This is a genomic window from Methylocaldum sp. GT1TLB, from assembly GCF_051027445.1.
GTDB lineage: Bacteria > Pseudomonadota > Gammaproteobacteria > Methylococcales > Methylococcaceae > Methylocaldum.
Genome location: NZ_CP194898.1, coordinates 560653 through 581408, shown reverse-complemented (window position 1 = coordinate 581408; position 20756 = coordinate 560653). Strand labels below are relative to the sequence as shown.

9 protein-coding genes and 1 pseudogene are annotated in these 20756 nt (G+C 63.4%); 8 read left to right on the top strand and 2 right to left on the bottom strand.

Annotation, left to right across the window (positions count from 1 at the left end; translation table 11 throughout):
• The first annotated feature begins 156 nt into the window (after nucleotides 1-156).
• The 7 genes from ACR2R1_RS02495 (at nucleotide 157) to ACR2R1_RS02465 (ending at nucleotide 17188) form a co-directional block, all read left to right on the top strand.
• Nucleotides 157-360 carry a hypothetical protein gene (locus ACR2R1_RS02495; RefSeq protein WP_133718519.1) on the top strand — a complete coding sequence of 68 codons (204 nt, stop codon included), beginning with the start codon at nucleotides 157-159 and terminating at the stop codon, nucleotides 358-360.
• Nucleotides 361-487: 127 nt separating this feature from the next.
• Nucleotides 488-1126 carry a DUF3455 domain-containing protein gene (locus tag ACR2R1_RS02490; RefSeq protein ID WP_086135525.1) on the top strand — a complete coding sequence of 213 codons (639 nt, stop codon included), beginning with the start codon at nucleotides 488-490 and terminating at the stop codon, nucleotides 1124-1126.
• A 262-nt stretch (nucleotides 1127-1388) separates the two neighbouring features.
• The gene (locus ACR2R1_RS02485; RefSeq protein WP_086135526.1) at nucleotides 1389-3908 is read left to right on the top strand and encodes a hypothetical protein; all 2520 of its coding nucleotides are present in this window, start codon (nucleotides 1389-1391) and stop codon (nucleotides 3906-3908) included.
• Entirely contained in the window at nucleotides 3905-7372 is a 3468-nt protein-coding gene (locus ACR2R1_RS02480; protein ID WP_434112521.1) for a DUF6603 domain-containing protein, read from the top strand. The genes ACR2R1_RS02485 and ACR2R1_RS02480 overlap by 4 nt, the downstream gene beginning before the upstream one ends.
• A 15-nt stretch (nucleotides 7373-7387) precedes the next feature.
• The gene (locus tag ACR2R1_RS02475) at nucleotides 7388-10138 is read left to right on the top strand and encodes a hypothetical protein (protein WP_434112519.1); all 2751 of its coding nucleotides are present in this window, start codon (nucleotides 7388-7390) and stop codon (nucleotides 10136-10138) included.
• 17 nt (nucleotides 10139-10155) lie between these two features.
• Entirely contained in the window at nucleotides 10156-14664 is a 4509-nt protein-coding gene (locus ACR2R1_RS02470; RefSeq protein ID WP_434112517.1) for a hypothetical protein, read from the top strand.
• 43 nt (nucleotides 14665-14707) lie between these two features.
• Nucleotides 14708-17188 (top strand): hypothetical protein, encoded by a 2481-nt coding sequence (locus tag ACR2R1_RS02465; protein ID WP_434112515.1) that lies wholly within the window; start codon nucleotides 14708-14710, stop codon nucleotides 17186-17188.
• Between the two features lie 24 nt (nucleotides 17189-17212).
• On the opposite strand, the pseudogene ACR2R1_RS02460 reads toward ACR2R1_RS02465, so the two are convergent.
• Nucleotides 17213-17875, bottom strand: a pseudogene (locus ACR2R1_RS02460) (IS5 family transposase); the annotation flags it as partial.
• Nucleotides 17876-18072: 197 nt separating this feature from the next.
• A complete protein-coding gene (locus ACR2R1_RS02455) occupies nucleotides 18073-19776 on the bottom strand; it encodes a glycerol-3-phosphate dehydrogenase/oxidase (RefSeq protein WP_347257974.1) in 1704 nt (567 codons plus the stop codon).
• A 77-nt stretch (nucleotides 19777-19853) separates the two neighbouring features.
• On the opposite strand from ACR2R1_RS02455, the gene ACR2R1_RS02450 reads away from it, so the two are divergent.
• Entirely contained in the window at nucleotides 19854-20708 is an 855-nt protein-coding gene (locus tag ACR2R1_RS02450) for a thermonuclease family protein (RefSeq protein WP_434112513.1), read from the top strand.
• The last annotated feature ends 48 nt before the right edge of the window (nucleotides 20709-20756 follow it).

The following is a 20756-nucleotide window of genomic DNA, read 5'->3' as shown; positions in this document are numbered from 1 at the left end:
TTGCGCGATGTTTACGGAAATTGCACGAGAATTCCACGGTGCCTAAACGGCACCCGGATTTAGCCGCTGATATGCTTTCGACGTGCAAGATGCAATCGCCAGAACCGTCGAAAGCTCTCGCCGCTTACCCTAGAGGGACCCGTCGAAGAGCAGTGTATGAGGCTGAAAGCTATTGTGTTTGCCGCCTTGTCCCGGCCCGGCAACGATGCTCCAGACTGCGCGGAACCAGAAAGTGCCGTAAGCGATGCTATCACGCCGCGCGGCGGTATTCGCGGCAATAGTTCACAGAACGATCGGATTGATCTCTTTTGCTTTGAGGACTCGCCGTTCAAGCCTGAGATCCGGACGGTGCATGGATGACACCGGTTTCGGCCGCGATAAGCCGGTGCAAGGATAAGAAACCTGAAAACGGCGGTTTTCGATTCTGAAAACTGCCATAGAAACGATCACTCTATAACCCGCGCCCGAAGCGCGACAGGGGAATGCCATGAAAATCGGAAATACTGCACGGAATCAGACCGCGCGTCGTATCTTGCCCATCGCCTGTGCCTCTGCTCTGGCCGGTCCGGTTTCGCTACCGGCATCAGCCTACGCCGATTTTGTCACGCCGCCATCCGTGCCTGCCGACATTCAGGTGCCGGAAGGCAACGAGCCTTTCCTCAAAGCGCACGCCTCCGGCACCCAGAACTACATCTGCCTCCCTTCGGATTCCGGCTTCGCCTGGACTTTCTTCGGGCCGCAGGCCACCCTGTTCAACCGCTATAACCAGCAGGTCATCACCCACTTCCTCAGCCCCAACCCGTTCGAGAAAGAGACCTCTCGCGTCACTTGGCAACACTCGCGGGACACGAGCACCGTCTGGGGCCAGGGAATCGCCTCCTCTTCCGACCCTGCCTTCGTCGCGCCCGATGCAATTCCCTGGCTTCTGGTCCAGGTGGTCGGCGCCCAGGACGGCCCCACCGGAGGCCACGCGCTCACGCCGACAACTTTCATCCAGCGGCTGAACACCGTTGGAGGCGTGGCACCCTCGACCGGGTGTGCCGAACCGACGGACGTGGGGCAGAAGGCGCTGGTGCCCTACAAGGCGGAGTACTTCTTCTACAAACCCGATGAGTACCGGTACTGAGACGGTCGCCGGGATAAGCGAACAAGGCTATCGAAATGATGCACCACGACAAGGTTTTCGAATCATCGGACAGTGCTCACGATGGATTTGCACGCTTTTTGCGCAAGGTGTCGTTCGCGGACGGGATGCTTGTGGCTTGGGCAAACATTCGCCATGTCGTTTCCACTGCTCGAAATTCAGAGCGTTCTGAATACGTGCGCGCTGTAGTCAGCACCACACCTTGCTTTATCGACAGTTCAACGGGATCACGGGAAATCGGATCATGACTTGGCAGTATCTGAACTCGAAAACGTTGTCGGAAAAACCAAACGTCCTTGCGGGGCCAATCCTGCGAAAGGTCACGCCGGACTCCGTTACGGTCTGGTTCTCGCTTCAGAAGAAGGCGACGGTGACCCTCATGGTACTGGACAGTACCGGCAAACGTGTCTTCGACGGAAAGCGAGAAACGATCGCCGTTGGTCCAAACCTGCACATCGTCGCCGTCACCGCTCGGCGTAAGGCTGGGGAAAGCGAGCTGGTGGAGAATGCCGTCTACATGTATGACGCGGTATTCGAGTATCCCACAGACACCAATACCCCATCGCTAATCGATGACTCGATCGCTGCCGCGACCACTTTCACGACCGCTACCGGGACGCACAAGGCACTGCTGACCTACCCGAACACCCCGTACGACAGGCCGTCGTTCTGCCTGCCGCCGGCCAATATCTACTCGCTGCGCATCCTCCACGGCTCATGCCGAAAACCGTCCGGCGACGGGCTGGATGCCTTGGCGATCGCGGATACGCTGATCGAGGAGAAGGTGAATTCACCTTTACAGCGCCCGCAACAACTCCTGATGACCGGCGATCAAATCTACGCCGACGACGTTGCGGCCAGCCTGCTGATGATGCTGACCGACGCCGCCAAGTTCCTGATGTGGGATGAACTGCTGCCGCTGGTGCCGATACAGACGCCGATGCTGGCGTCCGGACTCCCCCCTTTCTCGAGGCGCGGCATACTTGAGATGGAAGACGGAAAGGCGAAGTTCTCATCGGAAGACCTCAGCTGCCACCTGATGTCGCTGGGCGAATATCTATGCATGTACCTGTTTGCGTGGTCCGATGTGCTCTGGCCCCCTCAGGACGTGATGCCCACCAAAGACGACGTGGTCAAGATCAGCTCCGCCTTTGTAACTTTGGACAATAAAAACGATTACCGTGGGTTTAAGCGTGGTATCGAAAACGACATTCAACAATTGATCAAGTTCCGGGCCACCTTGCCCAATGTCCGTCGCGTCCTCGCGAATATCCCCAGCTACATGATCTTCGACGATCATGAAGTAACCGACGATTGGAACATGACCGAGTACACGGCGTACCATCTATACGCCACGGACATAGGTAGACGCATCGTTCAGAACGCGCTTGTGGCGTACTCTCTGTGCCAGCATTGGGGAAATGTGCCGGAGCAATTCCTGGAAACCGACGCAAGCCTTCCGGGCACCAGGCTCTTGGCCCTGCTGAACTCGCCCACGACGCCAGCAGACTACGTAAGCAAAGAAAAATCGGATGCTATCTGTTCCCTGGTCAACGTGCCGACCGGCACAGAAGTCGAAAAGAATCACCGAGTCGATCATCATCCCGGTTCGCTGAGCTACAACTACACCATCGAGGGTACTGCTCATCAGATCATCGTCACGGACACGCGAACCTTCAGAACCTATCCCTGGGGAGGCGGCGAAGCCCCCGATCTCCTGGCGCCCGCGCAATTCGCAGCGCAGATTGTAAAAACGCCAGCTCTGGATGGACGCATGCTGATCGTCGTTCTAACGACCAATGCGCCGCCAGTCCAGCCCATCCGCGCAGCGACTGATTTACATGAGGTTTCCAACAATATTAAGCACTTCCCCGATATCCATGAGGCGTGGGACCTCCCGTCGGTCGCGTTCGATCGACTGGCCAAGGCCTTGTCCGACAAGGTCGGATTCAGTCAGGGGGCCAGCGCAAAAGTCGTTCTGCTATCGGGCGACGTGCACACCGCCTTCGCCTCCCGCCTGCACTACAAGGCAACCAAGCGATTCGAAGACACGGGCACACAACACGCGAATGTCGTAATTGCCCAGTTGGTTGCCAGCTCATTCAAGAAGCAAACTGGAGACACCATCGGGCAGCAGCGTGGAGGATACCAGTACGCCCCGTACCACCTGGGGCCCGTGATGGTTCCTCCGCACGTCACGGAGTATTACATAGGCTGGAACGTACCGGCTTCCGGCCAGAAAATGGGAGAGTGGTATGGCCGCCGACTCTATCTTGATAGAGCAAGCTCGGTGAGACTCATACCTGCGAATCCCGCATGGCCGAATCCAAGCGGTCCCCCTCAAGAGGATTGGTTCATACAATCGCCGGACTTCAGCTATCAGTTCGACTATCTCACCATGACCAACGGCGGAGTGCCGAAGACCCTTCAACCGCTCCCGCCGCCACCGCCGTGGCAAAAACCGGGGGCACCGACGAAGGACGAGCTCAAGGAAACGGCACATGTCTTCCGTCTCGCACGAGACAATTACCGCCAACACAACCTCGATCCGGCCGTCATCCGGCATATCATCGGCGTGAACAACATGGGGGATCTGAGCTTTCCCATCCCGCCCGCCCCGCAAACCGGGCCATTCATCGTGAATCATCGGGTGCGATTCCGTAGCCCCGGGGGAGAACAGTTGTTCGTCGACTACGCGGTCAACATGGAAACTATCGATAGCGCTCATCCTGCCGACCCCAACTATTTACAGGTGACTCCATGAGTGCCGACCTGTTTCGACTCCTCGCCGAGGAAACCGGCAACATCCTGAGCCCGCTGCAACGCGCCGTAGAAGTTCCGGGCGCACTCAACGAGTTGTTCGCCATACTCGGTGTTCCGCCTGGCGACGATAACACCGCGGTGAGCGCGGCCGTTAGCGCCATCGTTGATGTCAAGAAACAGATCGAGGCACTCGCGTCCCAAGAGGCGCCTTCTCTGGACGACATCCTCGGCGTACTCCAGTCTTCCGGACGCGCTTTTCAAGCGCTGCGGCAGCTCGATGCGACAGGCGGACCGCTGTCCCAGCTCCCCGGAGTCAGCGGCGATCTGATCGAGTGGCTTGTATCGACATGGTTGAAGACGCGCCATCCGGTCATTCACGAAATCGCCGCGCTGCTCACATTGATCGAGCTCGAGGTTGACCAAGCTTTTAGCGCCGCTCAAATGGAAGGTACGGAAGTGATTCGGAATCCGTATCGAATCGAACGCTTGCATCCGAGCCGGATCGCTTCGTTGCTTCGCGACCCCGTTGGGGTATTGCGCGCGGAGTATGGGAATCCCTTGTTGACGGGGGCGGACGCGGACGCGATGGCCGATGCGCTGTTTCCAAAAGTCGTCGGTCTGTTGAGCCAATTGGGAGTTTCATGCCGATACGGCGTCAATCCCGGCGACGAGACGCTGTTGGCGGATTCAGCGCCATATATCAGTCATGCACTCATCGCATACCTGAACGACCCATTGTTGAAAGGCCTCGAGTCGGAAACCGGCGTCGTCCTCTCGATCTCGTCGGCCGATCGCGGTGATCTGGGGTTCGTCGTCAGTCCTTTCGGCACTCTGACGGCAACGAGATCCATCGGCCCGTTCATCGTCGAGCTGGATATCACGACCGGCATCGACGTTTTCGCCGTTGGCCGCCACGGCTTCACGCTGCTCGCGGACGCGTCGACGACTGAAGTTGTTGGCAGTGTGAGCGCCGTCTTGGAAACGGCGGAGGCTCCCGGATTCGTCTTCGGGTCACCCACGGGCTCGCGGCTCGAAGTCGGAGGCGCGCGGCTCGCCGTCGAAACCTCGCTGTCGGAGGCGCGTCGGACTCTGGCACTGTCGGCAGATGTAACCAAATCTGCCTTGGTGATTTCACCCGGCGACGGCGACGGTTTCCTCGCAGAGCTTCTGCCGTCCGACGGCCTGCGCGCCGAATTCGACCTCGGCCTGGCCTGGTCCAGCGACAAGGGCCTCACCCTGCGCGGCAGCGCCGGGCTGGAGGCCGCCATCCCGGTAGGGCTGTCGGTGGCCGGCGTGACGCTGACCACCGTCAACCTCGGCCTCCGGGCGAACGACGATGGCGTGAGCGCCGAGGTCTCGGCCAGCATCGCGGCTTCGATCGGCCCGGTGAAAGCGGTGCTGGACCGCGTCGGCATCGGGAGCGCCCTGCGCTTCCCGGAGGCCGGCGGCAATCTCGGCGTGGCGGATCTCGAGCTGGGCTTCAAGCCGCCCTCGGGCGTGGGCCTCTCGATCGACGCCCAAGGCGTCCTCACCGGCGGCGGCTTCCTGTTCCACGACCCCGCGCGGCAGCTCTACGCCGGCGCCATGCAGCTCTCGCTGCACGATGAAATCACGCTGAACGCCTTCGGGCTCATCGCGACCCGGCTGCCCGACGGCCGCCCCGGCTACTCGATGCTCATCTTCATCACCGCCGACGGCTTCAAGCCGGTTCCCCTGGGCTTCGGCTTCGTGCTGCAAAGCATCGGCGGCATGGTGGGCATCAACCGCACCTTCGATCACGAGGTGCTCAGGGCCGGGCTGAAAACCGATATGCTGCGCACGCTGCTGTTCCCGCGCGATCCCGTGGCCAATGCGCCGGCGCTGATCCAGGCCCTGTCGGCCGCGTTCCCGGCCAAACCGGGCAGTTACCTGCTCGGCCTGATGGCGCGCATCACCTGGTTCACGCCCGCCCTGGTACAGATGGACCTGGCGCTGATCCGGGAGCTCGGCGCGCGCGAGCGGCTGCTGGTGCTCGGGCGCGCCAGCGCATTGCTGCCGTCGGCCGACAACGACCTGATCCGTCTGAACATGGACGCGCTGGGCGTGCTGGACTTCGACGCCGGCACGCTGGAAGCCGACGCGGTGCTGGTCGATTCCAGGCTGGTGCACAAGTTCCCGATCACCGGCTCGGCCGCGCTGCGGGCGCGCTGGCCGGCGGGCGGCGGCGGGCTGGCGGGGTCCCATTTCGTGCTGGCGGTGGGTGGGCTGAATCCCCGGTTTGCCGCGCCGGCCGGCTTCCCGACGCTAGACCGGGTCGCCATCGCCTTGTCCTCGGGGGAGAATCCCCGGCTGATCTGCGATGCTTATTTCGCGATCACCCCCAATACCGTGCAATTCGGCGCGCGCGCCTCGCTTTATGCCAAAGGTGCCGGTTTCACCGTCACAGGGGACCTCGGCTTCGACGCCCTGGTGACGATCGTCCCGCCGCACTTCATCGTGGATTTCCATGCCCTGGTGCAGTTGAAGTACAAGTCGCGCAATCTGTTCAAGGTCGCGCTCGACGGCACCCTGGAAGGCCCGCTGCCGTTGCGGATTGCCGCCAAGGCGAAGTTCAAGATCCTGTGGTTCAGCTTTACGGTGCGCTTCGCGTTCACCCTCGCCGACGGCTCGGCCTCGCGGTCGATCGCGGCCATATCCCTGGAGACCGAACTGGAGAAGGCGCTCACCGACCCGGCGAACTGGAGCACGCGGCGGGCACCCGGCGTCGTCCACGGCGTGGCCCTGCGCAGCCTGCCGGCGAATGCGGGCCTGGTGCTCGACCCCTTGGGCCAACTGGTCGTACAGCAGCAGGTCGTGCCGCTGAACACCCATCGGGACATCGATACCTACGGCGGCGCGCCGATCGCCGGGCGCCGCCGGTTCACGGCCGCCGCCTCGCTGAACGGAAAGGCCGGCACACCGGTGACCGGGGCGTTCGCGCCGGCGCGCTATTTCACGATGAGCGACGACGAGAAGCTGGCCGCACCTTCGTTCGAGGAGATGGACGCGGGATTCGTGGTAGGCGACACCGATGCGACGTTCGATGAGAACGCCGTCGCGGCATCGGGACTGAATTACGAACCGATCACCGTGAATCCATCGTCGGCAGCGGCAACCGCCGGCATTGCGGCTTCCTTTGCCGCACTCCCGGCCACGCAGCTCTATACGATGCCGCTGGCCGCATTCCAGGCCCAGCGCTCGAGCGGGGCCGCAGCGCGGGCGCCGGTGCGGCATGTCGGCCGCGCGCGGTTCCGCAATACCGCCGTGACGCCCGCGGCCACTCTCTCCGCTCCCCGCTGGCGGATCATCCGGGCGAGCGACGGCGCGCCGGCGCCCTTGGATCCCGGGGTGAATTCCTGGAGCGACTGCCGCGCCGCGCTCGCCGACCTGAACCGCGGCGGCGTCCGCTGGCTGATGGTCCCCGCCCACGAACTCGAAGCCTTGTAAAGGAGCCAAGTCACCGTGTCCAACGCAAACCTGTATTTCCTGCCCTGGGTGCGGCAGGGCGCCGCCTCCGCCATCGACGCCGAACAGAAAACCGGGATCGCCAGTGTCAATGTGATGCTCACGCTGGATGCCAAGACGGTTCCGGTTTCGGTAAAGTTGCGCGGCCCGGCGGACGTGATCGGGATCGACGCCAACCAGGTCGTTCGCACCGACCCCCGGCCGGGTTCGAACGACTTCGAGCCGAACTGCTTTCCGTCGATCGAGTTCGACCGCCCGGACTTTCCATGGCTGTTCACGCCGGCAAAAGCCCTCGCCGACAACCGGCTGCGGCCATGGCTGTGCCTCGTGGTGGTACGGAAACAAGCCGGCGTGAGTTTGAACAGTGCGGCCGACGCGCCGCTGCCCGTTTTGACGATCGCCGCACCGGCGCGGCCATGGGTCGAACTCCCGGACCTGAACGAATCCTGGGCCTGGGCGCATGCCCAGGTGGCCGCGGACGACGGCAGCAAAGATGCCATTCGGGGGGCCTTGCAAGGTTCGCCGGAGCTGTCGCTTTCGAGGCTGCTGTGTCCGCGCATCCTGGCGCCCGACAACGACTACATCGCCTGCGTGGTTCCCGCTTTCGAACTGGGCCGGAAAGCCGGGCTCGGCATACCCATCGAGAAAACGGAATACGAGACGCCGGCGCCGGCCTGGTCGATACCGCCCGAACCGCCGACCGAGTACGGACCGACCCGGCTGCCCGTTTATTACCATTGGGAATTCCGTTCGGGCCAGCCGGGCGATTTCGAGTCGATCGCCAGGAATCTGAAGGCCGATGTGCCGGACGGTCTCGGCAAGCGCAGGATCGACATCAGCCAGCCTTTTCCCGAGTCGGGCGCGACGGAGGTGGAACTCGAAGGCGCGCTGCTGCCGATCTCGCCGCCCGGCGGCTCGCCGGCCCCGGCCCCCATTCCGCAGCCGTTCAGGGACAATCTCGCCAAGACCGTCAACGGCAGCATCACCGGACCGGACTCCGACCCCGTGCTCGCCCCCCCCATCTACGGCCGCTGGTACACCAAGGACGCAACGGTCGATCCAGCGGGCGCAACCTGGCTCGATCAGCTCAATGTCGATCCGCGCTGGCGTATCGCCGCCGCCTTCGGAACCCGCGTCGTTCAGGAGCACCAGGAAGCGCTGATGGCCTCGGCGTGGGAACAGGCCGCCGAATCGGCGGTCGCCAACCAGCGTTTGCGCCAGATCCAGCTGAGCCTCGCCGTGGGCGAGAGCCTGCACGCTCGCCATCTCTCCAAGTTCACCGAGGAAAGAATGCTGCGCATCACGGCGCCCGCCTTCGCCCGCTTGCGAGTCTCCCGGCAACAGGATGTTTCGGGGCTGGCCGCAAGCGCGGCCGCGACGGCGGAACCGTCGCTGCTAGCCGAACAGGCCCGTTCCGCATTGCCGGTAGCGGCAAACCGCCCGGCGATGCGCCGCATCGGACGCCAGCGCGGCCCGCTGACCCGCCGCGTCGCTGCCCAGAATTACCAGCGCAACGCCAAAGACACCTGGGTGGCCCGCCTCAACAATATGCCGGGGGACACCCCTCCGATCCAGCCGCCGCAGCCGCCGCAGCAGGACTTTTGCCCGATACCGGGGAGCCTGCCGGTCGAGTATCTCGGGCTCGAGGGGGCCCAACCCCAGAAGAACGGATCGTACTTCGGCGCATTCTTCGTCTCGCCCGAAAACACCCCCGTGCTGTCGCCGGGCACGCCGCTGCTGAAGCAGGACCGGACCGAGGTTCCCGGCTTTTTCCGCAAGGCGGCGCAGGAACATCTGAATCGCTTCCCCGCCCCACGCACCGCCTCTGCCGAACTACGGCTCCCGATGCAGGCCATCACTATCCCGGTGCTCGCACAGACCATCCCGCGGGAAACGCTGCCGGCCCTGGTCAAGGCGATCATGTCGACCGGAGACAACGTGCTCGCGCCGGCGGAGACCGACGGGGTGGATACAGTCATGATGGCGCCGCACTTCCCGCAGCCCATGTACGAAACGCTGCGCGACCTGTCGCAGGAACTGCTGCTGCCGGGAATCGACAAGGTCAGGCCGGAGACGGTTGTCGGCCTGGAGACGAATCGGCGGTTCATCGAGGCCTACCTGGTCGGGCTCAATCATGAAATGGCCCGCGAGCTGCTGTGGCGGGGTTACCCGACCGATCAGCGCGGCACCTATTTCGACCGGTTCTGGAGCATCGGGCACCCGGATATCACCGCCCTGCACACCTGGAGCGTCATCGATTCGGCGACCGGGAAAATGAGGCCGCTGGGCGATCTCGCCTTCGGCGCGCCTCCGGACGCCAATCCGTTCGTCATGCTGCTGCGCAGCAGCCTGCTGCAGCGCTATCCCAACGCGTCGGTCTTCATGGTTCGCGCGATGCATCCGGGGTCGCCCCCCGACCCCCTGGCGTTCCAGCCCGACCCGGCGGCGCCCGAGCTGCTGCCCATCTTCAGCGGCTTCATGCAGCCGGATGTGTTCATTTTAGGTTTTGATGTCTCTCCGGACGAGGCCGGCGGCGATCCAGGCTACTACGTAGTCATTCAGGAGCATCCCACCGAACCGCGCTTCGGCATCGACGCGGATCGAACGCGAGACAGCAGCCATCTCAGCCTCGGCGATCTCGGCCTCGATGCCGCTCCGCCCGCGCACGCCGCGCAAACCGCCGCCGCCACGCGCCGGCTTCCGGTACGCATCGCCATTCACGCCAAACGGCTCATCATGCCGGCCTGACCCACGGACTCACACCGATGAATAAACCGCTATTCGATACCAGTTTCGCGCTTCCCTCGGTAAACCCCGAGATTACGCCCCAAAGGCTCTGTCCCGGCAATGTTCCCCTGGTGCTGCTGCCGGTGCGACTGGAGACGCGTTTCTTCGAACTGCCCGACGGCTCAGCCACACTGCGGGTGCGCGTCTATCCCGACAAGATTCATATCGACACCCACCAGCCGGACCTCACGGCGGAAGAACAGGCCTTGGGAATGCAGTATTGGCAGCAGGATTGGGCGGCGGGAGACGAAACCGCCCGCGCCGACGCCTGGCATACCCTGGCCAGCCGCGTCGATGCGGAGCGCGCCGCGTGGATAGCCCGGGTACTGCAGCCCACCAACCTCGCCCAGCGCCCCAAGGAGCCGCCGGTATTCCCGCCCCTGCCCCCGGTACGGGGCGAGCATGCGCCGGTGGCCCGGCTGCTGCCGGACCGCTGGACCGCCGTACTGCACTCGGGAGGAACGGTCGCGTTGACGGCCACCGGAAACGACATTCAGCGAGAGCTCGCGGTCGGCCTTAACCCGAATGTGTCCGACGATAAAACCGACATGTCGGCCGGTGCCGGCGACACGCTCGCCCTGGATGAGGACATGATGTGGCTGGTGGACTTCGACAAGGCCCAGTCGGCCGGAATGGCGCTCACCATGACCGTGCCGGCGGCCGTTCTGGAAACCGGCGTCGACAGTCTCATGGTATTCGGCGTCGCCGACTCGCCGGACACAGCCGATACGGCCAACCGGCTGGCCGATCTTCTCGATGCGCACCATTACACCGACGGGCTCGAGTTCCTGCGCTTCGGAACCCCCACGAACAACACCGACGATAGGCGCGCCGGCTACAGCACGGATGATCCCGGCCACCGCCGAAGCTTCGCCAACGAGGTCGTCGCGAATCCCGAAAACACGCCGAACGCAGGGCTCGTCGGGACGGTACTCGGGCTGCCGCCGGAACGGATCGCAGCCACCCTGGGTCGCCTGGGCCAGGCCGGCCAGGACCACGAACGCGACCTGCGCAGCATGAATGCCGCGCTATGGCAGGTCGGCTGGGGCTATTTCCTCAGCAACATGATGGGCGCGGAAACCGGCCTCACGGCCGAAGCGCTCGATTGGGCGCGCAACCACTTCCTGAACTACGTGCGCAGCGGCGGTCCCTTCCCGTCCCTGCGCTGCGGAACCCAGCCCTATGGCATCCTGCCGGTGACGTCGCTGGACTTATGGACGCCGGAGGCGGGCGAAGCTTCCGCCGCACGGGAATCCCGGCTCAAAGAGCTGCTGCTCGCCATGCGCAACGAAGTATGGCGCCCCGTCGTGCACCTGGTCGCACGCATCGGACTCCGGCAGGAAACGCCCGGGAAGGCCGATCCTGACAGCGACCTCGCCGACGTCATGCGAACCGATGGCGTCTCGCACGGACATCTCACCCGCCGAGTGCTCGGCCGGCATTATCTCGAGCACCTGTACGCGCTGGCCGCGCGGGACTTCAGCCCGCTCGCGGTAGCGCAAGGCGAGATTTCGGCCAAGCTGATCGATCGCTTGAAGCTGACGGTGCAGAAGCTTCCCCGCCTCGCGCGCTGCTTCCTGGACACGGCGCCCGCGCCGGTGACCGCTCCCCTGGTGCACGCGGGAGAAATTTCGCCGTGGCAGCGCCTGGAGCCCAATTACATCAGCGCGCTGCTCGAAACCACGAGCATCGAGGCATTGATCACGCTCGATCCGCCGCCGAGTCCGAGTCTTTTGTATGCGCTGCTGCGTCACGCACTGCTCCGCGAAATCGCGGAAGCCGCCGCGCGCATGGCGGCAACCGTGCCGGACAAACAATACGCGACGCTCGACCTGCTGCGCGATTCCGAACTGGTCGATCTGGTCGACGGGTCCATCATCGGCTACACGGTGCAGAAGCCGGCGGACACGCTGCACTGGAAGCGCCAGCTCGAAATCCATGGCGTTCCGGGCCTTCCCGCCGACCAGACGATCGGCCGGTATCTCGAAGACTGGCTGCAGGCGCGCGCCGGCGGCAACCATCCGGCCGTCGCGGCGCTCGGCGAATTCCGCGCCGGCCTGGCCCATCTGCAGATGCTGGACACCGAGTCGCTACACTATCTGATGCAGTCCACGCTCGATCTCTCCTCGCATCGGCTCGACGCCTGGATCACCTCGTTCGCCACCAAGCGCCTGAAAGCGATGACCCCCGGCGGATCGCCGGGTGTTTACGTGGGCGCCTACGGCTGGGTGGAAAATCTCCGGCCGGCGCATCGGGCGGAGCCGATTCCCGCCGAGCTGTTGCCGCCGGGGGAGCAGGCACCGGAGGAGCAGGCGCCGCTGTATCCGCTGGCCAATGACAGCGGCTTCATTCATGCCCCCTCGCTAACCCACGCGTCCGCGGCGGCCTTGCTGCGCAATGCGCATCTCGGCCCCGACGGAGTCCCGCAGCCGGATGGATCGTTTGCCATCGATCTGTCGTCGCGGCGGGTGCGCGATGCCTCGCGGCTGCTCGAAGGCGTGCGCCAGGGACAGCCGCTGGGCGCGCTCCTGGGCTATCGGCTCGAACGTCGCCTGCATGAAGCCGGGCTCGATCATTTCATCGCGCCGCTGCGAAAAATCTCACCGTTGGCAGTCCGCAAGCGGGAAACCGACGCCTGGCCGAACGAGATCTTCAAAGCCAACGCGGCCAACAACGTGGTGGACGGACTAGAGCTGTTCCGAGCATGGAAGGCATACCGGAATAGCATCGCCTTTGAGATCAGGAACGTGGGGAGCGACGACGAAAGGTTCCGGGTCGAACGTGAGATCGAAGCGCTCGGCGATGCGATCGACGGTCTTGGCGATGCACTCGTCGCCGAGGCGGCGTACCAGATCGCTCGCGGCAACACCCCGCGCCTGGCCAGCACGCTGTCGGCCATCGCCCTGGGGGATGCGCCGGTACCGGAACTGGAAGTGGCCCGCATCCCTCGCACCGGCACCTCGCTGACCCATCGCGTGCTGGTGCTGTTCAGCGGCGTGTCGAATGCCGGCGGCGGCTGGACCAACTCGACCACACGCACTGTCAACGAGCGCTGGCTCAATGCCTGGATCAGGCTGTTGCTGGGCGATGCGCGCAAGGTGCGGTGCACCGTCGAGCGGCTCGACGACACCACCGGCGCGGTGACGGAAACCGCCGTTTTCCCGTTGAGCGATGTGCCGATGTCTACCCTAGACTTCGTGTACAGCGTACAGCCCGGGGGCCAGTCGGCCACGGCCGACGCGTCGCCCTGCCTCGCCGAGCAGCGCGTGCTTTATCATGCAAGACGCCTGGCGAACGGCTTCGGCAACGACGCCGGGGTGCGGCTGCAGCACGAGCGGCCGGCCGATCTCGCCGCCGGAGAGACGACGCTGTTCGACGTGCTGGAGCAGGCACGCGCCATTCGGCGCTTGCTCCAGGGCGCACGCGGACTGCGTCCCGAGGACCTGAGCCCGCCCGACCGCCCGCATCAGTCCACGCTCGATCTGGCGGACCTGGAAGCACGTGTCGTGCGATACGAAAACGGCCTGAATGCCGCCCACAAGACGCTCGCAAGCCTGGTGTCCAAGGCCGCGGATACCCTCGCCGAGGATTTTCGCACGGCGATACTGAACCTCGGCCATTTCAGCGTCGAACCGGCCGTCCCCGGCGTCGCGGTCGGCGACACGCCCGAGATTCGCAGTGCCTTGGCCCGGCAGGCGGCCGCGATGCTGAAGGTCAGCGGACCGCGCTTGGAACAGGGCGCCGCGCTTCGAACCCGGGTTGCGGCAACCGACCCCCGCGCGCGCTGCGACCAACTGCTCGAACGCGGACGCGCCGTCTATGGCGCCGAGTTCGTGTCGCTCCCAAGCTTTACCTGCGACGCTGCCGGCGCCGCCGAACTCAATGCCGCACTCGCGGCCGGCACCCGGCAACAAGGCGGCGATCCGCTCGCCGTCCACGGCTGGTTCATGCGCGCCTCGCGGGTGCGCGACGCCCTGGCGCCTCTCGGCCTGTGCCTGCAGACGGCGGAAGTCTTCGCGACCGGCGCCCGCCTGAACCTTAATGTCGCGCAATTGCCTTTCAACGCGGAAGAGCGCTGGGTAGGCCTGCCGGGGGCCGGGAAAGAACTGCCTCCGAGCAAGCTGTCGCTGGTGGTGCAACCCATGACGGCAATCGATGCGGCCCTGCCCTTGTCCGGCCTGTTCATCGACGAATGGGTGGAGGTGGTGCCGAACAAGGAGGAAACGACCGCCCTCACCTTTCAGTTCGATCCGCCCAATGCCTTCCCGCCGCAGAACGTGCTGATCGCCGTGCCCCCGGTTCCGGGCCAGGACTGGACCACCGAAACCTTGCGCTGCGTGCTCGCCGAGACGCTCGATCTGGCCAAGCTGCGCGCCGTCGACACGCGCCTGCTCGGCGCGGCCGCGCAGTATCTGCCGGGCATCTACGTGCCCTTCAATGTCGCGGACGACGCGGTCTCGACCGACTTCGCGCCGCTCACGGCCTAATTCAACCGCCGCCACCAACGAAATAGATAGAGGAAACGACGTAATGGCAGGACTTTTCGTTTTCGTAGCCAGCCCGGCCCAGTACAGCACGGTCGGACGGAGCATACAGTTGTCCGGTTCGGTTGGAGGCGCCGGTAGCGGTTCCGTCTCCTGGGTTAGTATCCAGCTCGGCGCCGGGGGACCTACAGTGAAGCCCAACGGTCGCGAGAATTGGAGTTGGCAGGGACTGATCCCAAACAACATCCGCCCGGGCCAGGCGTTTCAGATCATCGTCACTGCCAGCGGAGTGATACAGACCAAGGGTTGGCCGGAACCGGAATACGAGACGGTCGACGGACAAGCCGTCCTCAACGTCGTGCTCGAAAACGTGGTGCCGGAACTGACGGTCGATTCGTTCCAGTCGCCCGTCGTGGTGACGCAGTTCCCCTATGTTTTCCAGCTCGAAGGATCCGCATCGGAGGCTAAACCCGAGATCTACGGCGTCCCCCAAGTCCAGTATCGGATCGGAAACGGCGCGTTCGTGGCCGCGAGTCCCGTCATTGGCAATGCGGCTCGCTGGACCGCGGGGGTTTCCGTGGCGACCAAAGGGGACACCGTCATCACCGTGCAGGCGCCCGACAATTTCGGGTCGGTCACGACCGTCCAGAAAACCTTGACGGTGCTCGAGTATCCGATGCCGACCGAAGTCGATCCGAACGTAAAAACAACGCTGGCCGGCGTGCCGACGACGTCCTCGATTACCAGTTGGACGCGGCTCGAACCGCAGTGTTCCAACGCGGACATCGGTTCCAGTTCCAACGCCCGCCTGTTCGATCCGCTATGGCTCATGACGCGGCAATGGCAGATCGGCGAATTCCAGGGCGAGGATACCGGCTCGCCGGTGCAGGCGCGGGTGCGGGCAACGGGCGCACTGCTCACGCGGTGCTATTTCGGGGAGTTGCCCGAGAATAACAAGGCGCCTCCGTACGACCCGACGCTCGAACCGCTCGAGGCCGTGGTGGAACGCCGGCGCATGCGTCCCGCCGGCGCCGACGATTCCCGCATGCTCACGCTGGCTGTGGAAGCCGGGCTCCACTTCCTGCGCATGCTGGAACGCAATGCGACGGCGAAGAAATATCGCCCGGCATTCCTCGCCCACTATGTACTGCAACCGTCCCTCACGCTGCCGGCCGACGACGCCGGCCGGCGCTTCGTCCAGACCATGGTCGGTCGAGCGCCCGACGCGCGCCGGCTCGCGTCCGCGTTCCGCCAGCCGGACTCGTCCCAGATCGTTTTCGATGCGGCGCTTAACATCGCGGCAGCCGACCGTGCCCCGGTGCAGCAGGTCGCATCGGCTTGGCTGGCCTGGTACGACGGGCTTTTCACCGAGCCTGGGGCACCGTCCCAGGACGCCTGGATGCCGTCGCGCCTCGAGTATGCCGTGTCGGTCGCCACCCGTTTGTCCGCCGATCCGCAGGACGCGCTGACCTTCTCCGCCAGCGAATTCGATGGCGGCCGACTCGACTGGAGCAGCTTCGACATCAATAAAACAGCCGGTGTCGACACCACCGGCGACGTGTATCCGATCGCGCTCACGGAAACCACGATGCCCGCGCCGGTGAGCTTTCACGGCGCGCCCGCTCCGCGTTTCTGGGAACTGGAGGACGCGAAAATCGCCTACGGTCTGGTGTCGGCCGGACCGGCGGATGTGGCGCAAATGCTCATGATCGAGTATGCCAGCACCTACGGCAATGATTGGTTTGTCGTGCCGCTGAACTTGCCGGTGGGCAGCGTCACCCGCATCGACTCGCTGGTGGTGACCGACACCTTCGGCGTCCGCAGCCTGCTGCGTCCCATCGGCGATCCGGAACTGCCGCAGCCCTTCTTTTCCCTGTGGCAGGTGTCGATCCTGCGCCGTGCGGGCGAAAGCCTCGGGGCTGAGTTACCGACCGGCGAGCGGATCGGCGCTCCCGTCCCCAATCTGTTCTTTCTTCCGCCCACGCTTGGCCGGACCATCGACGGCGCGCCCCTGGAAGACGTGCTGTTCATGCGCGACGAAATGGCCAACATGGGGTGGGGCATCGAGCGTAGCATCGAAAGCGCCATCGAAACGCCGCTCAAGCTGGCAAGCGATGCGGCGCAGGCCAACAGCGCTCCGCCCCCCTCCACCGCACTGCCGCGCTATCGGCTGTCGACGACCGTGCCGGACAACTGGATACCGCTGCTGCCCGTGCAACCGAATAACACCGACAACGCGGTTTCGCAACTCCGGCCCGGGGCCGTACTTCAGCCGAATTCCACGGCAAAACCACAGTTCGCCCGTAGCGAGGTGCTCAAGGCGTTGAGCACGCAATGGCTCTACGACGAGGAGGTCCCCCGTGAAGGCGTGCATATTACGCGTCGGCGCCATATGACGCGTTGGATCGATGGGTCGACCTGGGTATGGACCGCGTTCCGCAGCGAAGTCGGCACCGGGGAAGGATCGGCCGGTCTGCGCTTCGATCAGATCGAGGATGGCGGTCGGTCGGAGCAGGGATTCGATTGACGGTTCACGCTTTATTAGAGCGTGTTATGCACTTTGCAGGAGTAGCGAGGCCTTGACGAGCATGAGGATGGCGAACACCACGAAGTGCAGGCCCGCCAAGGTTTCGGCTAACCGCTCGTAATCGCGAGCTAAACGCCGAAAACGGGCGATCCAACCGAAATTCCGCTCCACCACCCAGCGCCGGGGCAACAGCACAAAGCCTCTTTTGACCTCAGGCAGCTTGACCACTTCCAGCCGAATGCCGTGCTGGCGGGCGGCCTCGGCTGCCTCGTCACCGGCGTCGCCCTGGTCGACAAACGTCACGTCCACACCTTGTCCCGTGACTTGTTGAACAGAGCGCGCCAGTTCCGCCACCTGCGCTAGTTCCGGCTCATTGGCCGGAGTCACCAGGAGCGCCAACAGATGGCCCAAGGTATCGACGGCCATGTGGACCTTGCTGCCCTTCTTGCGTTTATAGTCATCGTAACCGGCACGCGACCCACTCTCACAATTGGGTCGCAGCGTTCGCCCATCCAAAATCGCGGCTTTCGGCTGCGATTTTCGCCCCTGCGCCAGACGCAAAATTTCGAGGCGATCATGCACGATCGCCTCGAAGCAGCCCGCCGCGAGCCAACGCTGGGTCTGTTGATAAACGGCTTCCCACGGCGGCAGGTCATGCGGCAACATCCGCGAAGGCGCGCCGGCCCGCTTGGCCGGGACATGGAATGCGTTCGGAGAGTTGAAAAAATAGAGCCTCCCGGCGGGAGGATTCCGCCCGGCCACGGAAATTCGCCTCCAGATCGGTTGATTGTTACAAAAGGAGCGTAACCGGAGATCGGCCGGGCAAGTCGCCGGAGAGTGGACTGCTCCGTACCGGCCGGATGCGTGCGCAACGGATTTCGGTGTTAAACCCGCTTCCGGAATCTAGGAAAACTATCCAGGCATTTCCCGATTTCAAGTCTTTGACGTGCTTTGTCCCATTCCAGGATCGGAGCGATGTCGGCTGCAATGGCTTCCATCTCGTCGGGAGAAAAGCGATGTAGAACGAGCAAGGGCGAACGACGCCGCAGGAGATCGTCCAAGTGAACGATCATTTCATTACGGGCGCAATGAAAAAGATCGGCGACAATGAATGGCAAGTCCGACAGAGCACGCGAACCCAGGGCGTTGTTCCGCTCGATAGATTGGAAAATCTCCTCGATCCGCCTGCCATGGCGGAAACCCAACCAGCGAATCTCTTCGGCTCCGAGCCCTAAATTCCGGCCCCGCTCCACCGAGTTCCGAAGCCATTCCGAATAGTTTTGGTCGGGAGCCCAAGGGAAAGCCAGACCCGCTGTCATGCAAGGGCGTCGAACACCCAGCTTTCGGCAAACTTTATCGACGATCGCCGCGGCGTCGTAACGCGCCGAGGTAAACTTGCCGCCCACCGAGACCAGCACGCCATTATTCAACTCTCTCAAAGTCCACTCGCGACTCAGCGCCGATGGCGCGAGCCCCTGTTTGCCCTTCAGCACCCGGAGACCGGCAAAGCCGCCGAGTATATCCTCTTCGCGCCACTGCACGGAGCCGAGCACACGGTTTGCCGATCGCAGCAAATAATCGACATCCTCCCGCTCCACGTCGACATCCTCGGGATTGCCCGCATAATCCGTATCGGTAGTGCCTAGCAGCGTTAGGCCATACCACGGCACCAAAAAGATCACACGGCCGTCCGTTTCCGAAAAGAACAGCAAGGCATCCCTACCGGGCAAACGAGGCAAGATAAGATGAACGCCTTTACACAGACGACAGGCCTTGGGCGAAAAACCGGGCGCATCTTTCACCCATGCACCGGTGGCGTTGACCACACAGCGGGCATGCACCGGCGTCTGCTCCCCTGTCACTTGATCCTTGACGATGACGCCCGTCACTCGCCCGTGCCGCTCTTCGTAAGCTATGGCACCGCAATAGTTGACCGCCACGGCACCGGCTGCCAAGGCTCCGTCCACCAATTCCAGCACGAAGCGGGCATCGTCCGTCTGCGCATCTCCGTAAACCCACCCGCTATCCAAATCCGTAACGCGGAGCCACGGGAAACGACGTGCAAATGCCTCGGCGCTCAAACGCTCGTGGCGTGCTTCCGAGCCGGCGATACTTCCCAGCAGATCGTAGATCGACAGCCCCAGACGAAGCCGCCAGGATGCCAAGCGATCTTTGCGATAAACCGGGACACCGAAACGTAGCGCTTCGACCCGGTGCGGACAAAGCCGCATCAGCCGCTGCCGCTCGTTCAACGATTTCCGAACCAGTCCGAAATGCCCCTGCGCGACGTAACGCAGCCCGCCGTGGATCAGCTTGGTCGATGCCGAAGACGTACCTCCGGCCCAATCCCCTCGGTCGATCAAAGCCGTTGACAATCCGCGCAAGGCGGCATCATAAGCCGTCCAGGCGCCATAAATGCCGCCACCGACGACCAGCAAATCGAAGGTCTTGTTCTTAAGATCGGAAAATCGCCGCTGCATGGTCGTAATAGCCTTGATGCCCCATACTTCCTGGACCGATTCCCAGGATGTTACACTCGCGCCGCCAACGATCCTGACGTGGAGAATATCCCCGCTCTGGCAATACACACAAGCAAGTCGATCTCATTTTCCGACCATTCAAGGCTTGTCGCTCAAATGCGGCCATGGATCCGATCGTCATACCGATGAAAAAATCACCACCGATCCGCCTTCGATCTCTCTTCCTGATCGTCGCGGCCTTTTTGCCGATTCTCTACGGCCCGGCGCAAAGCGATGAAGTTTTCCGCTGGAAGGACGAGAAAGGGCGCGCTCATTACTCCGATCATGCCGCCGAAGGTGCCGAACCTACAAATATCGAGGCGGCACCAGCGGTTCACGCGGTAAAAGCGGTATTCGACGGCGACACCGTCTTGCTCGACAATGGGGAGAAAGTCCGGCTGCTTGGAATCAATACACCGGAAGTGGACAGCCCCAGGAAGATCGGTGAAGCGGGAGGCGAAGAGGCAAAGCTCTGGCTCCAACGGCGCTTGACGGGCCGAACGGTGCGCCTGGAGCATGATATGGAGCTTAGGGACAAGTACCGGCGGCTATTGGCCCATGTCTTCGCCGACAACGGCGAACACATCAACCTGGCGTTGATAGAAGCGGGCTTGGCTTTTGTAGACATTCATCCGCCCAATCTCAAATATGCCGAAGCCTTGACTCAGGCCGAGAGTGGAGCAGAACTGGCTAAACGCGGCATTTGGGGAATGCCGGATTACCGGCCGAAGCCAGTGGAAGCGCTGATTGTGCGGCCGACGCTACGCGGCTGGCAGCGTTTGACAGGCGCACCGTCCGCTATCGTCGAAAGCAAGCGTTATTTCCGCTTGAAATTTTCCGATCGATTCGAAGTCCGCATCCCGAGAGAAAACCTCAACCTATTCCCTCCCTTGGAGACCTATCTGCGCCGGAACGTTGAAGCACGGGGTTGGCTATCGCGTCGACGCGGCGATTATTCGATCTTCGTCCGACATCCGAGCGCGCTCACCATCCGAAGATGATTGCTGGAAATCCGGTCTTGACCGGCGTATCGCATCGAGCGGCGTGCC

Bases quoted from the DNA above. Each gene is read 5' to 3' on its own strand.
- ACR2R1_RS02495 (WP_133718519.1), top strand. From the start codon at position 157: ATGAGGCTGAAAGCTATTGTGTTTGCCGCCTTGTCCCGGCCCGGCAAC.
- ACR2R1_RS02490 (WP_086135525.1), top strand. From the start codon at position 488: ATGAAAATCGGAAATACTGCACGGAATCAGACCGCGCGTCGTATCTTG.
- ACR2R1_RS02485 (WP_086135526.1), top strand. From the start codon at position 1,389: ATGACTTGGCAGTATCTGAACTCGAAAACGTTGTCGGAAAAACCAAAC.
- ACR2R1_RS02480 (WP_434112521.1), top strand. From the start codon at position 3,905: ATGAGTGCCGACCTGTTTCGACTCCTCGCCGAGGAAACCGGCAACATC.
- ACR2R1_RS02470 (WP_434112517.1), top strand. From the start codon at position 10,156: ATGAATAAACCGCTATTCGATACCAGTTTCGCGCTTCCCTCGGTAAAC.
- ACR2R1_RS02465 (WP_434112515.1), top strand. From the start codon at position 14,708: ATGGCAGGACTTTTCGTTTTCGTAGCCAGCCCGGCCCAGTACAGCACG.
- ACR2R1_RS02450 (WP_434112513.1), top strand. From the start codon at position 19,854: ATGAAAAAATCACCACCGATCCGCCTTCGATCTCTCTTCCTGATCGTC.